Here is a 15,780-nt window from a genome sequence, read left to right as displayed (position 1 = left end):
GAGGCAGGGGCCTGTGAAGCAGCGCTGTGTCCGCGAGCAGTTTCGCGTTATTGATCGACTGCGTGACTGAGGTGCCCCATGGCCTTCCTGAATATGCTGCGCAAACGCCTGGGCGGCCTGCTGCTGGTGGTGTTCGGCGTTTCCCTGATTACCTTTTCCATCTCGCACCTGATTCCGGGCGACCCCGCGCGACTGATCGCCGGCGACCGCGCCACCGACGCCATCGTCGACAACATCCGCCACCAGTTGGGGCTGGACCTGCCGCTGTATCAACAATACGGCCGCTACATGCTCGACCTGCTGCACGGCGACCTGGGCACGTCGATTCGCACCCATCGCCCGGTGCTGGAAGACTTGCAGGCGTTCTTTCCGGCAACCCTGGAACTGGCGCTGGCGGCGCTGACCTTGTCGATTCTGGTGGGCGTGCCGTTGGGCGTGCTCTCGGCGGTGTACCACAACCGTTTTATCGATCAGGTCGCACGCACCCTGGCGGTGACCGGGATTTCGACCCCGGCGTTCTGGCTCGGGCTGGGCCTGATTGTGCTGTTTTACGGCCACCTCAACTGGCTGCCGGGCAGCGGGCGGCTTGACGAGGGGCTGGACCCGCCCCGAACCGTCACCGGTTTTTACCTGATCGATTCATTGCTGGCGGGCGACACCGGGCTGTTCTTCAACGCCCTGCAGCACCTGATTCTGCCCACCATCACCCTGGGCTTCGTCAACCTCGGCGTGGTGGCGCGGCAGATCCGCTCGGCGATGCTCGACCAGCTTGGCGAAGACTACATCCGTACCGCGCGCGCGTACGGCCTGTCGAAATGGGCGGTAATTCTGCGTCACGCCTTGCCCAACGCGCTGATTCCCTCGGTCACCGTTCTGGGCCTGACCCTGGGCGATCTGCTCTACGGCGCGGTGCTCACCGAAACCGTGTTCGCCTGGCCGGGCATGGGCGCTTACGTGGTCAAGTCGATCCAGTCGCTGGATTTCCCGGCGGTGATGGGCTTCGCGATCATGGTTTCCTTCATTTATGTGCTGCTGAACATGGCGATCGATCTGCTGTACCGCCTGATCGATCCGCGCATTGGCGAGGTCAACTGATATGACTACCCCGATCACCGCGCCCGCCGTGGCGCCACTGCCGGCCGCCTCGCGCTGGCAGGATAAATGGGCCTACCTGGCCCACCAGATCCGCCGCAGTCCGCTGACTATGGCCGGGCTGCTGATCACCGTGATGGTGCTGTTGGTGATGGCCTTCGCGCCGTGGCTCGCGTCCCATGATCCTAATGCACTGAACCTGACCCAGCGCCTGGCCGCGCCGTCCGCCGCCCACTGGTTCGGCACCGACGAAGTGGGCCGCGACCTGTTCAGCCGGGTGCTGTACGGCAGTCGGCAATCCGTCGGCGTTGGCCTGTTCGTGGCCTTCGCGTCGTGCTTTGCTGGCGGCTTGCTGGGTTGCATGTCCGGGATCATTGGCGGGCGCTTTGACGGCGTGATCATGCGCCTGATGGACATCATGCTCTCGGTGCCGTCGCTGGTCCTGATCATGGCCCTGGCCGCGGCGCTGGGCCCGAGCCTGTTTAATGCCATGCTGGCGATCACGCTGGTGCGGATTCCGTTTTACGTGCGCCTGGCCCGGGGGCAGGCCCTGAGCATTCGCCAGATGGGCTACGTCAAAGCCGCCGAAACCTTCGGCGCCGGGCGTTGGCACATGGTCATCTGGCACGTGGCGCGCAACGCCATGCCGCCGTTGCTGGTGCAGCTGAGCCTGGACATCGGCAGCGCCATCCTCATGGCCTCGGCCCTGGGCTTCATCGGCCTCGGCGCGCAACAGCCGACGGCGGAGTGGGGCGCGATGGTCGCGACCGGGCGCAACTACATCCTTGATCAATGGTGGTACTCGACCTTTCCCGGCGTGGCGATTCTGATCACCGCCACCGGTTTCAACCTTTTGGGCGACGGCGTGCGTGACTTGCTCGACCCACGGCAGCAGGGGAAATGACCATGCAGGCTTCTGTTCAAACACCCCTTGCCGAGCAGGCACCGGTGCTGGTCATCGACGACCTGCGCATCGAATTCCCGGCTTACAAAAGTACCGTCAAGGCGCTCAACGGCGTCTCGCTGCACGTCAATCCCGGTGAGATCGTCGGGGTGATCGGCGAGTCCGGCTCGGGCAAGTCGGTCACCGCGATGCTCAGCCTGCGCCTGCTGCCGGAGCGTTCTTACGACGTGAAAGCCGGCAGCCTGAGCATTTTGGGCCGCGACATGCTCACCGCCAAAGAGAAAGACCTGCTGAGTGTCCGTGGCCGCGACGCCGCGATGATCTTTCAGGAGCCCATGACCGCCCTCAATCCGACCCGCCGCATCGGCCGGCAGATGCTCGACGTGATCATCCATCACCAGCGCCTGAGCAAGGCCGACGCCAAGGCCAAAGCCATCGCGTTGCTGCGGGACATGCACATCGCCGACCCCGAGCAGGTGATGAACAGCTACCCCTTCGAGCTCTCCGGCGGCATGCGTCAGCGGGTGATGATCGCTCTGGCGTTTTCCTGCGACCCGCAATTGCTCATCGCCGACGAACCGACCACCGCGCTGGACGTCACGGTGCAGCGGCAAGTGCTGTTGCTGCTGCGTGAAAAGGCCCGCGCGCGGGGCACGGCGATTTTGCTGATCACCCACGACATGGCGCTGGTGTCGCAGTTCTGCGACCGGGTATACGTGATGTACACCGGCGCGGTGGTGGAGCAGGGCGTCACCGCCCAGGTGATGGCCGACCCCCGGCATCCTTACACCCAGGGCTTGCTCAGCGGATTGCCGGAGATGGTCGAACCGGGTCAGGACCTGATGACCATACCCGGGCAGGTGCCCAACCTTTCGGCGTTGCCGGAGGGCTGCACCTTCCTGGATCGCTGCGCCTTCGGCACGGCTCAATGCCTGCAGCGCCCGCCAATGCAGACCATCGACGCCGCCGCAGACCGCAAGAGCGCCTGCTGGTTGAGCGCGCCTTCACACGCCACCCCACAGGAGTCGCGGCCATGAACCGTTCAGCGCTGCAGACATTGCCCGGCGCAAGCCCGACCATCCTCGGCCTGCAGGACGTACGCGTGCATTACCCGATGGGCAAGGACTGGCTCGGTCGCCCGAAAGCCCTGGCCCACGCCCTGAACGGCATCGATCTGCAGGTCCGCTCCGGCGAGACTCTCGGTGTAGTGGGAGAGTCTGGCTGCGGCAAAAGCACCCTGGCGCAGTTGTTGATGGGCTTGATCAAGCCAACATCCGGCCGACTCGACTGGGTCTACAACAGCGGCAAGGAACGCAGCAGCAACGTGCAGATTGTGTTTCAGGACCCGCAATCGTCCCTCGACCCGAGGCTGCCGGTGTGGAAAATCATCACCGAGCCGCTGTTCGTGCAGCGTTCGGCGCCGCGCCACGAGATGCGTGCCATTGCCGCGAAGTTGGCGGCTCAGGTGGGCATTCGCACGGAATACCTTGATCGCTTTCCTCACCAGTTTTCCGGGGGGCAACGGCAGCGTATCGCCATCGCCCGCGCCTTGTCGTCGAACCCGGACATCATCGTGCTGGACGAGCCGACTTCGGCGCTGGATATTTCGGTGCAGGCGCAGATTCTCAATCTGCTGGCCGAGCTGCAGCGCAGCCGCGAACTGACCTACATCCTGATCTCCCACAACGTCTCGGTGGTGCGGCACATGGCCGACCGGGTGGCGGTGATGTACCTGGGGCAGATTGTGGAGTTGGGGACGGCGGCGGAGGTGCTTGAGCGGCCGCGTCATCCGTATACGCAGCTGTTGCTGGAGGCAGTGCCGAGGCTGGGGGTGGCGGTGGACGATGGGCAAGTGTCGGCGCCGACCGAGCTGCCGGGCAATCGAACGTTGCTGACGGGGTGTTTTTTCCGGGATCGCTGCCCGAAAGCCACCCACGGCTGCGAAAAGCCCCAGGCGTTACTACCGGCAAAAGGCGGTGAGGCGTCCGTGCGCTGTCATCTCGAGTCGTAAGTGAGGAGGGAACTCGACTGGGGAGCGACTGACTGGGAAGGGGACTGATTTATTTACTGACTGGGAAGGGGACTGATTTATTTACAGCGCTTCACCGTAAATTAATCTGTCTCCCGGCTCGCTTCTGCCATCGGGGACAGATTGATTTATCAAAAAAGCGCGATAAATAAATCAGTCCCCTATAAACATTACACGGTCGACTCGCTGGCTTGCCGTTCAGGGGGGAGGGGACTGATTTATTTACAGCGCTTCACCGTAAATTAATCTGTCTCCCGGCTCGCTTATGCCATCGGGGACAGATTGATTTATCAAAGAAGCGCGATAAATAAATCAGTCCCCTATAAACACCCTAAAGATCAATGGCTGATCATCCACGGTCGGCCCGCTGGCTTGCCTTTCAGGGCGTGGGGATTGGCTTTGGTGGGTTCGAGCCGTTTCGTCGGGCCGCAGCAACTGCAACCGCTGGGGTGGCCCCGGCTTTCCTTGTACTGGTCCATGGTTTTTGGCGCGTGGGCGCTTTGCTCATTGCGGGCGATGGCGCTGCGGGTGTTGCCGGCCATGGTGCTCAGCCCCGGCGCGGAGAGAATCACCCGCAGGCTCGATGCGCCGCACGCCGGGCACTCGCACGGCAGCGCGCTCTCGGCCATGGGTCGCAGCGAGGTGAAATCCCCGCATTCAGGGCAGTCGTATTCGTACATGGGCATGGCTCAAATCCTTTAGTCGGCGTGGGTTCTGCAGGCGCGAATTCCTTCGCGACTGCAGGTCAGGCGTCAGCCCAGCGTTACTTATCCTGCGCGATCGGCAAGTCCACGGTGCCGTCGATGAATTTTGTCGGGCCGTTGGCGTTGGGGTTGATGTCGAATTTGAAGATCTCGGTCGGCAGCCACAACGTCGCGCACGCGTTGGGGATGTCGACCACGCCGCTGATGTGACCCTGCACCGGTGCCGAGCCCAACAGCGAGTAACCCTGGGCCGGGGAGTAACCGAACTTGGTCATGTAGTTGATCGCGTTCAGGCACGCCTGGCGGTAGGCGATGTTGACGTCCAGGTAGTGTTGCTGGCCGGCTTCGTCGACCGAGATGCCTTCGAAGATCAGGTAGTTGTTGTAGTTCGGCACGATAGGACTTGGCTTGAAGACCGGGTTTTTGATCCCGTACTTGGCCATGCCGTCCTTGATCAGCTCGACGCGCATGTGCACCCAGCCGGCCATTTCGATGGCGCCGCAGAAGGTGATTTCGCCGTCGCCCTGGCTGAAGTGCAAGTCGCCCACGGACAAACCCGCGCCGTCGACGTAGACCGGGAAGAACACTTTCGAGCCCCGAGACAGGTCCTTGATGTCGCAGTTGCCACCGTGCTCACGGGGCGGCACGGTGCGGGCGCCCGTGGCGGCGGCGAGGTCCCGGGCCGGGCCTTTGAGTTTGCCCAGGTGCGCCGTGCTGGCGCAGGGTGGACAGGCCAGTGCCGGGACGCGGTCCGGGTCGGTGTCGATCAGTTCCTGCTCACGTCGGTTCCACTCGGCGAGCATCTTGTGGTCCGGCAGGCAGCCGATCAGGCCGGGGTGAATCAAACCTGCGAACTCGACGCCGGGAATGTGCCGGGAGCTGGTCATCATGCCTTTGAAATCCCAGATGGATTTCTGCGCCAGCGGGAAATGCTCGGTGAGGAAGCCGCCGCCGTTCTGCTTGGAGAAGAAGCCGTTGAAGCCCCATTGCGAATCGGCCCGGGCGCCGATGTCCAACAGCTCCACCACCAGCAGGTCGCCGGGCTGGGCGCCGTGCACACCCACCGGCCCGGAGAGGTAATGCACGGTGGTCAGGTCGACGTCGCGGACGTCGCTGGCATCGTCGTTGTTCTTGATCGCGCCAGCGGTCCAGTCGTAGGTTTCGAGGATGAAATCATCCCCCGGCTTGACCCAGCAGGCCATCGGGATGTCCGGGTGCCAGCGGTTGTGGATCTGCTCGTTTTCGGTGACAGGCTGGTTGAGGTCGACTTTGATCAAGGTATCGGTCATGGGGGGTTCTCCTTGGGTTTCGGGTCAATCAAATACGTCGTGAAAGTCCGGGCGGGCGCCATCGCGGGACAAGGTGGATCGCCACCCCGGTCGCTCCTACAGGTGGCCGCATTCCTCTGTAGGAGCGTGGCTTGTCCCGCGAGAGGCCGTTACAGGCGCTGCACATCTCTGGCTGTTGCTTACACCGACAAATACCGACTGATCGTCGCTTCATCGACGTTGCCCCGGGTTTCTTCGATGACGAAGCGGCCTTTCTCGATCACCAGCAACCGGTCGGCGATTTCCAGGGTGAAGGACAGCACCTGCTCGGAGACGATGATCGTCAGGTTGCGGAGGGTGCGGATCTCTTTGAGGGTGCGGGCGATGTCCTTGATGATCGACGGCTGGATGCCTTCGGTGGGCTCGTCGAGCAACAACACCTTGGGATTGGTCGCCAGGGCCCGGGCGATGGCCAGCTGCTGTTGCTGGCCGCCGGACAGGTTGCCGCCGCGTCGGCTGCGCATGTCGAACAGCACCGGGAACAGCGCGTACAGGTCTTCCGGCACCTGGCCGCCCGCTGAGGCGGGGAGGCCGGTCTGAATGTTTTCCAGCACGCTCATCGATGGAAAAATCATCCGGCCCTGGGGCACGTAGGCCATGCCGTGGGCGACCCTGTTGTGGGTTTCCAGGCCGGACACGTCCACGCCGTCCAGCTGAACCTGGCCGCTCCATTGCGGCAGGATGCCCATCAGGCTTTTGAACAGGGTCGTCTTGCCCATGCCGTTGCGGCCCATCACCGCCACGATTTCCTGTTTCTGCACCGAGAGGCTCAGGTCGTGGAGGACCTGACTCTGGCCATAGCCACACGCCAGCTGCTGAATGTTGAACATGCTGCGCTCCTTAATGGCCCAGATAGACTTCGATGACTTTCGGGTTGTTCTGCACCGACTCCATGCTGCCTTCGGCCAGCACCTTGCCCTGATGCAGCACCGTGACCTTGTGCGCGATGCTCTTGACGAACTCCATGTCGTGCTCGATCACCAGCACCGAGCGGCCCTGGCTGATGCGATTCAACAGGTCGGCGGTTTGCGCCCGCTCGCTGACACTCATGCCCGCCACCGGCTCGTCGAGCATCAGCAGTTCCGGGTCCTGCATCAGCAACATGCCGATCTCCAGCCACTGCTTCTGGCCGTGGGATAACAGGCCCGCCTGCTGCTGCAGCCAGTCACCGAGGAAGATCTCGGCGGCCACTTGATTGACCCGGTCCAGCACCTCCTGAGTGCGCTTGAAAAACAGCGCGCCGAACACTGACCGGCCCGCCGGAAACGACATCTCCAGGTTCTCGAACACGCTCAGGTTGTCGTAGATCGACGGCGTCTGGAACTTGCGCCCGACCCCTGCGCGGACGATGTCGTACTCGTTCATTTTGGTCAGCTCGCGGTCCTTGAACTGGATGCTGCCGCCCGTGGCCCGGGTCTTGCCGCAGATCAGGTCGAGGACCGTGGTCTTACCCGCACCGTTGGGGCCGATGACCACCCGCACTTCGTTGCGGTCGATGTACAGGTTGAGGTCGTCCACCGCCTTGAAGCCGTCGAACGAAACGGTCAGCCCTTCAATGGCCAGGACCGGTTTGTTCATCTGAAAGCCTGTGGCGCGGGTCATGGCTGAATCTCCATCGGGCTGGCAGCTTGCTTGTCAGCGGGGGCGGGGGTTGGCGTGATGACCGGGGCAGGGGAGGCAACCACCGGTGCCGGCGTGCGCGTCACGCCCGACAACCATTTGCGCCCGTGGCTTTCCCACAAACCGGCCAGGCCGTTGGGGAAATACATGACCACGGCGATGAACAGCCCGCCCATGAGGTACAGCCACAATTCGGGGAACGACTCGGAGAAATAGGTCTTGCCGTAGTTGACCAGCAGCGAGCCGTACACCGCGCCCAGCAGCGACATGCGCCCGCCGACGGCGGCGAAAATCACCATCTCGATGGACGGCACGATGCCCACGAACGAGGGCGACATGAACCCCACCTGCAAGGTGAACATCGCCCCGCCGATGGCCGAGAAACACGCCGCGACGCAGTACACGAAAACCTTGAACGCCGCCACGTCGTAACCGGAAAACCGTACCCGCTCTTCCTTGTCGCGCATGGCCATCAGCAGCCGGCCCAGCTTGGAGGCGAGGATGAACTTGCCAAACAGGATGCAGGCGAACAGCAGCCCTGCATTGACGAAGTACAACAGCAGCCTGGCGCTGTCGCTGCGGATGTCCCAGCCCAGCAGTGTCTTGAGGTCTGTGATGCCGTTGATCCCGCCGGTCAAGCCTTGCTGGCCGATGATCAGCACCGTGAGGATCAACGCGATGGCCTGGGTGACGATGGAAAAATACACATCGCCCACCCGGCGTCTGAACAGCGCGACGCCAATGATCAAGGCCAGCAGCACCGGCAACACGATGATCGCGATCAAGGTGAACGCGAAGCTGTGAAACGGCGCCCACAGCCCGGGCAGTTCGGTGATCTGGTTCCAGTCCATGAAGTCCGGAATCCCGGGCGTGGACTGGATCTTGGTGCTTTCCGGATCGGAGGCTTCGAGCTTGAGGAACATCGCCATGCAATACCCGCCCAGGCCGAAGAACACCCCTTGCCCCAGGCTGAGAATGCCGCCGTACCCCCAGCACAACACCAGGCCCACGGCGACGAACGCGTAGGTCAGGTATTTGCCCACCATGTTCAGGCGAAAGGCGTCCAGGGTCAGGGGGAAGACCACCAGAATCAGGGCCGCAAGGATCAGCAGGCCGATTACGCCCTGGCGTCCGCCGAGCATTTTGTTTAGCGCGTTCATGGGGCTACCTCTCTGGCGCACACTTATTTACGAACCTTGCTGGAGAACAACCCCTGGGGGCGCATCAACAGGATCAGGATCACGGCGGACAGGGTCAGGACCTTGGCCATCGAGCCACTCATGAAGAACTCCGACAGGGACTGGGTCTGGGCAATGGCAAACGCCGAGGCAATGGTGCCGAACAGGCTGGCCGCGCCGCCGAAAACCACCACCAGAAAGGTGTCGACGATGTACAGGGAACCTGCGGTGGGGCCGGTGGAACCGATGGTGGTGAACGCCGCCCCCGCAACCCCGGCAACACCGCAGCCCAGGGCGAAGGTCATGCGGTCGACCTTGCGGGTATTGATCCCCACGGCGCGGCTCATGATGCGGTTCTGCACCGTGGCGCGGACGTGCAGCCCCCAGCGGGTGCGGTACAGCATCAGAAAAATCCCGCCGGTCATCAGCACAGTCAGGCCCATGACGAACAGGCCGTTGCGCGGGATTTCGATGGCGTCGCTGAGGTTGACCGCGCCCATCAGCCATTCCGGCGGGTTGGCGCTGACTTCACGGGCGCCGAAGATGGAACGGAACGCTTGCTGCATGACCAGGGACAGGCCCCATGTCGCCAGCAGGGTGTCGAGCGGCCGGTGGTAGAGGCGACTGATCATCACCCACTCCACCACCCAACCCACTGCACCGGCCACCACGAACGACAACGCGATGGCGAAGAAGAAATAGTACGGCTGCATCCACGGGCACCAGGTCTGCACCAGGGTCGACAGCAGATAAGTCGTGTAGGCGCCGATGGTGAGGAATTCACCGTGGGCCATGTTGATCACGCCCATCTGACCAAAGATGATCGCCAGCCCCAGGGCCATCAACAACAGCACGCAGAACACGGAAAGCCCGTTGAACCCCTGCATGGCCGCGATGGCACCAAATTCCGATAGCCATTCCATGGTGGTCCCTCCTCGGGAAGCTGTGTCAGTTTAGGATTGGGGGTCGGGACCAGCTGCAAGCTGTAAGCTTCAAGCGGCAAGTAAAAGCGAGAGCAACTGCAACGCACACCGCTTCCACTTGCCGCTTGCAGCTAACCGCTTACAGCTACCGCGCAGCGGCCTACTGATAGCCCTTCGGAAACGGATTCGGCTCGATCAGCTCCGACTCGTAAACCACTTTGAACTGGCCGTCCGCCTGGACTTCACCGATGCGGGTCTTGCTCCACAGGTGATGGTTTTCGTGAATCTTCACGTAGCCTTCAGGCGCGGTGTTCAGCTCGATGCCGGGGGAGGCAGCGACCACTTTGTCGACGTCAAAGCTGCCGGCTTTCTCGACCGCCGCTTTCCACAACCACGGGCCGAGGTAGGCGGCCTGGGTCACGTCGCCCATCACCGAATCCTTGCCGTACTTGGCCTTGAACGCCTCAACGAACGCCTTGTTGTTGGGGTTATCCAGGCTCTGGAAATACTTCATCGACGCGAAGAAACCCTTCATGTTCTCGCCGCCAATGCCCAGCAGTTCGTCTTCGGTGACCGACAGGGTCAACAGCGTCTGCTTGGTGGAATCGACGCCTGCGGCTTTGAGCTGCTTGTAGAACGCCACGTTGGAGCCGCCCACGACTGCGGCGAAGACCACGTCAGGTTTCTTCAATTTGACTTTGTTGATCAGCGAGCCGAACTGGGTGTTGCCCAGCGGGTAGTAGTCTTCGCCGACGACCGTGCCGTGGAGCACGTTTTCGATGTGCTTGCGGGCGATCTTCATCGAGGTGCGCGGCCAGATGTAATCCGAACCGATCAGATAAAAGGTCTTGGCGCCCTTGGTCTTGGCGATCCAGTCCAGGCTGGCAAGGATCTGCTGGGTGGCTTCCTGCCCTGTGTAGATCACGTTTTTCGACTGTTCCAGGCCTTCGTAAAAGGTCGGGTAGTACAACAGGCCGTTTTCTTTCTCGAACACCGGCAACACCGCTTTACGCGACGCCGAGGTCCAGCAGCCGAACACCGTGGCCACCTTGTCGTTGACCAGCAGCTTGCGGGCTTTCTCGGCGAAGGTCGGCCAGTCGGACGCGCCGTCTTCCTGAATGATTTTGATCTGGCGGCCAAGAATGCCGCCCGACGCGTTGATCTGGTCGATGGCCAGGCGTTCGGCCTGGATCGAACCGGTTTCGGAGATCGCCATGGTGCCGGTGGCCGAGTGCAGCTGGCCGACGGTCACTTCGGTCGGCGTGACGGCGAGGCCGGTGGTGTTGGCGTCATCGGCCAGGGTCATCTGGCTGAATACGCTGGCGGCGATCAGCGAAAGCGCCGCCGCCCCCAATGCCAGGCGTCGGGGGAAAAAGCGCGTGGGGCCTGTCAGTCGTGAATCCATGTTCCCGCTCCTGTGCTGGTGATTCGCGGCGTCCGGGTGAGGGTCCGTCGCGAGCTGCGAGCAAGCATGAGGCGGGCGCGGGAATCGAGGTATACGCAGCGTGACGTATGCGCGTACGTCATTTGACGTAGGGCCGGAAGCGCCGGACCGGGGCATGATTGCGCCCGCGGCACAGAAGTTGCTGCTTGAATATTCGAGGTCTCAGTTTCGCGCCAGCAAGGAAGGTGAGTGGCGAATTCGCTCTCTCTCATCAGGAACTACTCCGTGCGACCTTCCGGCTCTCAACGCATCATCAAGGTGCGCCGCGATTACAACCGTCTGGTCGCCGACGAGACCATGGAAGACTACGCGTTGCGTTTCACACCCAAGTCCTTTCGCAAATGGTCGGAATTCCGCATCGCCAACACCGCTGTCGGGGCCGTGTCGTTCCTGGCGCTGGAAGCCATCGGCGGCGCGCTGGTCATGAGCTACGGCTTCACCAACACCTTATGGGCCATCATCGCCATGACGGTGGTGATCTTCCTCACCGGGCTGCCCATCAGCTACTACGCCGCGCGCTATGGCGTGGACATGGACCTGCTGACGCGAGGCGCCGGCTTCGGCTACATCGGCTCGACCATCACCTCGTTGATCTACGCCAGTTTCACCTTCCTGTTCTTCGCCCTGGAAGCGGCGATCATGGCCCTGGCGCTGGAGCTGTACACCCACATTCCGCTGGCGCTGGCGTACGTGATCTGCTCGATCATCGTCATCCCGCTGGTGGCCTACGGCATCACCCTGATCAGCCGCCTGCAGATGTGGTCGCAGCCGTTATGGCTGACGTTGCTGATCGTGCCGTACGTGTTCGTGATCTGGAAAAACCCCGACGCGCTGGCCGACCTCACCACCTTTGCCGGCCGGGAGGGCGAGGGCGGCACGTTCAATCTGCTGCTGTTCGGCGCCGCGTTCAGCGTGGCGTTGTCCCTGGTGACCCAGATCGGCGAGCAGGTGGACTACCTGCGCTTTCTGCCGGAAAAAACCCGCCGCAACCGCAAGCGCTGGTGGGCCGCGCTGCTGATGGCCGGGCCCGGCTGGGTCATCCCCGGCGGCCTGAAAATCATGGCCGGCGCCTTTCTTGCCTTTCTCGCCCTGCAACACCAAGTGCCCATCGAACGCGCGGCCGAGCCGACGCAGATGTACCTGGTGGCGTTCAACTACGTGTTTGCCTCCCCGGAATGGGCGCTGGCGGCCATGGTGCTGTTCGTTATCATTTCCCAGATCAAGATCAACATGACCAACGCCTACGCCGGGTCTCTCGCCTGGTCAAACTTCTTCGCCCGGGTCACCCACAGCCATCCGGGCCGGGTGGTCTGGCTGGTGTTCAACGTCGCTATCGCCTTGATCCTCATGGAGCTGAGTGTGTTCGACGCCATCGAGGAAGTGCTCGGCCTGTATGCCAACGTCGCCATCGCCTGGATCGGCGCGCTGGTGGCCGATCTGGTGATCAACAAACCCCTCGGCCTCTCGCCCAAGCACATCGAATTCAAGCGCGCGCACCTGTACGACATCAACCCGGTGGGCGTCGGTGCGATGTTTATTGCGTCACTGCTGTCGATGTGTGCCCATTTCGGTGCGCTGGGGGAGGTGGCCCGGGCTGCGCCGCCGCTGATTTCCCTGACCAGCGCCCTGATCGCGGCGCCGTTGATCGCCTGGCTGACCCAAGGCCGTTACTACATCGCCCGGGACAGCGACCCCGGTTTGCTGTTCCCCCTCGGCCGCCAGACCAGCCTGCGCTGTGGCGTGTGCAGCAATAGTTTCGAAACCCCGGACATGGCCTGGTGCCCGGCCTACGGTTCGCCCATCTGCTCGTTGTGCTGTTCGCTGGACGCCCGCTGCGGCGATCAATGCAAAACCCGCTCGCGGCTGTCGACCCAGTTCGAGGACCTGATCGCCCGCCTGCTACCCCGCTTGCCACGCCAATACCTGCACACCCGGCTGGCGCAATACCTGGGCCTGCTCACCGTGTTGGTACTGACCCTGACCGGGGCGCTGACGATGATTTACAGCCAGGTCTCACACGGCTTGATCGATCAATCGCCGCAGGTGCATCACACCCTGATGCTGGCGTTTCTCAAGGCTTTCCTGACCTTTTGCGTGTTCGCCGGCGTACTGGCCTGGTGGGTGGTGCTGACCCGGGAGAGCCGGCGCGTGGCCCTGGAAGAATCCGAGCGGCAGACGGCGTTGTTGATGCAGGAAATCGAGGCGCACCACAAAACCGATCAGGCGTTGCAGGAAGCCAAGGAAGCCTCGGAGGCCGCCAACGCCGCCAAGAGCCGCTATGTCACCGGGCTTTCCCACGAACTGCGCACGCCGCTCAACAGCATTCTGGGCTTCACCCAGATCTTGCAACGGGACAGCGCCACCCCGAGCAAACATCTGGATTCCCTGGCGACCATCATGCGCAGCAGTTCGCATTTGTTGTCGCTGATCGACGGCCTGCTGGACGTGGCCAAGATCGAAGCCGGCAAGCTGCGGCTGGAGCCGACGGAAATCCTGTTCCAGGAGTTTCTCGACGACCTGGAGAAAATGTTCGCCAGCCCGGCCCGGGAAAAAGGCCTGCACTTTCGCCTGGAGCTGATCGGGCGCATGCCGGAAGTGGTGCGCGGCGACGAGAAGCGGGTGCGGCAGATTCTGATCAACCTGCTGGGCAACGCGATCAACTTCACTGACAGCGGGGAAGTCTGCCTGCGGGTCAGTTACCGGCGCGAAACCGCGACCTTCGACATCATCGACACCGGAATCGGCATCGCGCCGGATCAGATCGAACGGATTTTTCAGCCGTTCGAACGGGGCGGGCTGGTACGCCAGGACAACGGCGTGGGCCTGGGGCTGACCATCACGCGGATGCTCACGGCGCTGATGGGCGGCGCCTTGTCCGTCAGCAGTCAGCCGGAGGAAGGCACGCGGTTTCAGGTGCGGCTGTTCCTGTCCGAAGTGCGGGTGCCCAAGGCGATCATCGACGTCAACCACGACGTCATCGGTTACGACGGTCCGCGCCGGCTGATTCTGGTGGTGGACGATCACATCGAGCACCGCAAGGTCATCAGCGGCATGCTCATGCCCCTGGGTTTTGACGTCGTGCAGGCGGCCAACGGGCAAGAGGCGGTCAGGCAGGTGTCGCTGTTGCACCCGGACCTGATCCTGATGGACCTGTCCATGCCGGACATGGACGGTTGGGCGACCAGCCGTATGATCCGCCGCAACGCGCTGTCCCTGGCGCCGATCATCGTGCTGTCGGCCAATGCCAATGCCTTCGCCGATGACAAGGAACGCAGCCTGCAGGTGTGCAATGACTACCTGGCCAAACCCCTGCATTTGCCGCAACTGCTGGACCGGATTCAGCACCATCTGCAACTGACCTGGCGGCGGCGTTTGCGCAGCGCCCCGTTGCTCGTGCAAACGCCGGTAGTGTTGCCTTCACGGGAGGATCTGGAAGAGCTCTATGAGCTGTGCGGCCTGGGCTATATCCGCGGCATCCAACAAAAACTCGACGCCATCGAGCGCGAGAACACCCACAGCACCGGTTTTGTCACCCGCCTGCGAACCCTGGCGTCAGGTTTTCGCCTGGATGAACTCAGTCTTCAATTGAAGGAGGCCCTTAATGGACGCCATGACCCGAGCCGCTGAAAACGGCGTCATTCTGATCGTCGATGACGTACCCGATAACCTGGCGCTGCTGTCCGATGCCCTGGACGAGGCGGGGTACATGGTGCTGGTGGCGCTGGACGGGCACAGCGCGTTGACTCGCATCCAGCGTCGGCGTCCGGACCTGATTCTGCTGGACGCGATGATGCCCGGCCTGAACGGCTTCGACACCTGCCGCCAGATCAAGGCACAACCGGACACCGCCAACATCCCCGTGCTGTTCATGACCGCGCTGACCGACAGTGAGCACGTGGTGCAGGGTTTCGAGGCTGGCGCCATCGACTACGTCACCAAGCCGATCGAGTGCGCTGAAATGCTGGCCCGGGTCGCGTCGCATTTGCGCACCGCGCGCATCCTGCACACCGCCCGCACGGCGTCGCAGCCGGTGACGTTCGAAGACAAATCCGCCTACGGCAAACTGTCCCGCCGCTTCCAGCTCACCGACCGGGAAATCGAAGTGCTGCGCTGGGTGTCCTTCGGCAAAACCAACAAAGACATCGCCGACATCCTGCAACTGAGCCCGCGAACGGTGAACAAACACCTGGAACACATCTACATCAAACTCGGCGTCGAAACCCGCACCGCCGCCACCTCCGTGGCCATGGCGGCGATGACCGAGCGGGTGTGATCCCCGGGATACGAAGATCAAAAGCAGATCAAGAGCTTCCCGGCTGAAGCCGGTCCTACAGTCGGAGCCGGTCGCAATGCACGCACCCGCTGCTGTCAGTGGGACCGGCTTTAGCCGGGAAGAGGCCGGTTTGTGATTAATGGGGACTGATTTATTTACAGCGCTTCACCGTAAATTAATCTGTCCCCGTGTCCCCGCGCGTCACAGGTCTCACTGACGGGATGAGGTGCTTGTGCAGGACCGGCTTCAGCCGGGAAGGGACCAGGCTGCACACCCTCAATCTTT

At 62.5% G+C, this 15,780-nt stretch carries 13 protein-coding genes; 6 read left to right on the top strand and 7 right to left on the bottom strand.

Annotated elements, in window-relative coordinates; genetic code table 11:
* Positions 1 to 78 precede the first annotated feature (78 nt).
* The 4 genes from SLW75_RS04795 to SLW75_RS04780 are packed head-to-tail and all read left to right on the top strand — an operon-like array spanning position 79 to position 4,007.
* The gene (locus SLW75_RS04795) at positions 79 to 1,095 is read left to right on the top strand and encodes an ABC transporter permease (protein WP_410933696.1); all 1,017 of its coding nucleotides are present in this window, start codon (positions 79 to 81) and stop codon (positions 1,093 to 1,095) included.
* Between the two features lies 1 nt (position 1,096).
* Complete coding sequence (gene ddpC / locus SLW75_RS04790) at positions 1,097 to 1,996, top strand: D,D-dipeptide ABC transporter permease (RefSeq protein WP_410933695.1); 900 nt, start codon at positions 1,097 to 1,099, stop codon at positions 1,994 to 1,996.
* Positions 1,993 to 3,033: an ABC transporter ATP-binding protein gene (locus SLW75_RS04785; protein ID WP_410933694.1), complete on the top strand. Its 1,041-nt coding sequence runs from the start codon at positions 1,993 to 1,995 to the stop codon at positions 3,031 to 3,033. The genes ddpC and SLW75_RS04785 overlap by 4 nt, the downstream gene beginning before the upstream one ends.
* Positions 3,030 to 4,007 carry an oligopeptide/dipeptide ABC transporter ATP-binding protein gene (locus SLW75_RS04780; protein ID WP_410933693.1) on the top strand — a complete coding sequence of 326 codons (978 nt, stop codon included), beginning with the start codon at positions 3,030 to 3,032 and terminating at the stop codon, positions 4,005 to 4,007. The genes SLW75_RS04785 and SLW75_RS04780 overlap by 4 nt, the downstream gene beginning before the upstream one ends.
* A 356-nt stretch (positions 4,008 to 4,363) precedes the next feature.
* Here SLW75_RS04780 and SLW75_RS04775 read toward each other — a convergent pair whose 3' ends face one another.
* The 7 genes from SLW75_RS04775 to urtA all read right to left on the bottom strand — a co-directional run bounded on the left by SLW75_RS04775 (position 4,364) and on the right by urtA (position 11,183).
* A complete protein-coding gene (locus tag SLW75_RS04775; RefSeq protein WP_410933692.1) occupies positions 4,364 to 4,711 on the bottom strand; it encodes an FmdB family zinc ribbon protein in 348 nt (115 codons plus the stop codon).
* A 77-nt stretch (positions 4,712 to 4,788) separates the two neighbouring features.
* Entirely contained in the window at positions 4,789 to 6,018 is a 1,230-nt protein-coding gene (gene fmdA / locus SLW75_RS04770) for a formamidase (RefSeq protein ID WP_192131491.1), read from the bottom strand.
* 179 nt (positions 6,019 to 6,197) lie between these two features.
* Positions 6,198 to 6,887 carry an urea ABC transporter ATP-binding subunit UrtE gene (urtE, locus tag SLW75_RS04765; RefSeq protein WP_410933691.1) on the bottom strand — a complete coding sequence of 230 codons (690 nt, stop codon included), beginning with the start codon at positions 6,885 to 6,887 and terminating at the stop codon, positions 6,198 to 6,200.
* A gap of 10 nt (positions 6,888 to 6,897) precedes the next feature.
* Positions 6,898 to 7,659, bottom strand: coding sequence for an urea ABC transporter ATP-binding protein UrtD (gene urtD, locus SLW75_RS04760; protein WP_192131495.1), 762 nt, complete (start codon positions 7,657 to 7,659; stop codon positions 6,898 to 6,900).
* Entirely contained in the window at positions 7,656 to 8,837 is a 1,182-nt protein-coding gene (gene urtC / locus SLW75_RS04755) for an urea ABC transporter permease subunit UrtC (RefSeq protein WP_410933690.1), read from the bottom strand. Before urtC ends, urtD begins: the two co-directional genes overlap by 4 nt.
* Before the next feature lie 23 nt (positions 8,838 to 8,860).
* Positions 8,861 to 9,778 (bottom strand): urea ABC transporter permease subunit UrtB, encoded by a 918-nt coding sequence (gene urtB / locus SLW75_RS04750; RefSeq protein ID WP_410933689.1) that lies wholly within the window; start codon positions 9,776 to 9,778, stop codon positions 8,861 to 8,863.
* A gap of 160 nt (positions 9,779 to 9,938) precedes the next feature.
* Complete coding sequence (gene urtA / locus SLW75_RS04745; protein ID WP_410933688.1) at positions 9,939 to 11,183, bottom strand: urea ABC transporter substrate-binding protein; 1,245 nt, start codon at positions 11,181 to 11,183, stop codon at positions 9,939 to 9,941.
* A 264-nt stretch (positions 11,184 to 11,447) separates the two neighbouring features.
* Here urtA and SLW75_RS04740 point away from each other — a divergent pair, with 264 nt between their 5' ends.
* Together SLW75_RS04740 and SLW75_RS04735 are read left to right on the top strand one after the other, a co-directional pair.
* Entirely contained in the window at positions 11,448 to 14,849 is a 3,402-nt protein-coding gene (locus tag SLW75_RS04740) for an ATP-binding protein (RefSeq protein ID WP_410933687.1), read from the top strand.
* Positions 14,824 to 15,495, top strand: coding sequence for a response regulator (locus tag SLW75_RS04735; RefSeq protein ID WP_065991644.1), 672 nt, complete (start codon positions 14,824 to 14,826; stop codon positions 15,493 to 15,495). The genes SLW75_RS04740 and SLW75_RS04735 overlap by 26 nt, the downstream gene beginning before the upstream one ends.
* Positions 15,496 to 15,780: the final 285 nt, after the last annotated feature.

Source organism: Pseudomonas sp. W5-01, assembly GCF_046540435.1.
GTDB lineage: Bacteria > Pseudomonadota > Gammaproteobacteria > Pseudomonadales > Pseudomonadaceae > Aquipseudomonas > Aquipseudomonas graminis_B.
The sequence above is the reverse complement of the archived record's forward strand: the minus strand, read 5'-3'. Positions and strand labels throughout refer to the sequence as shown.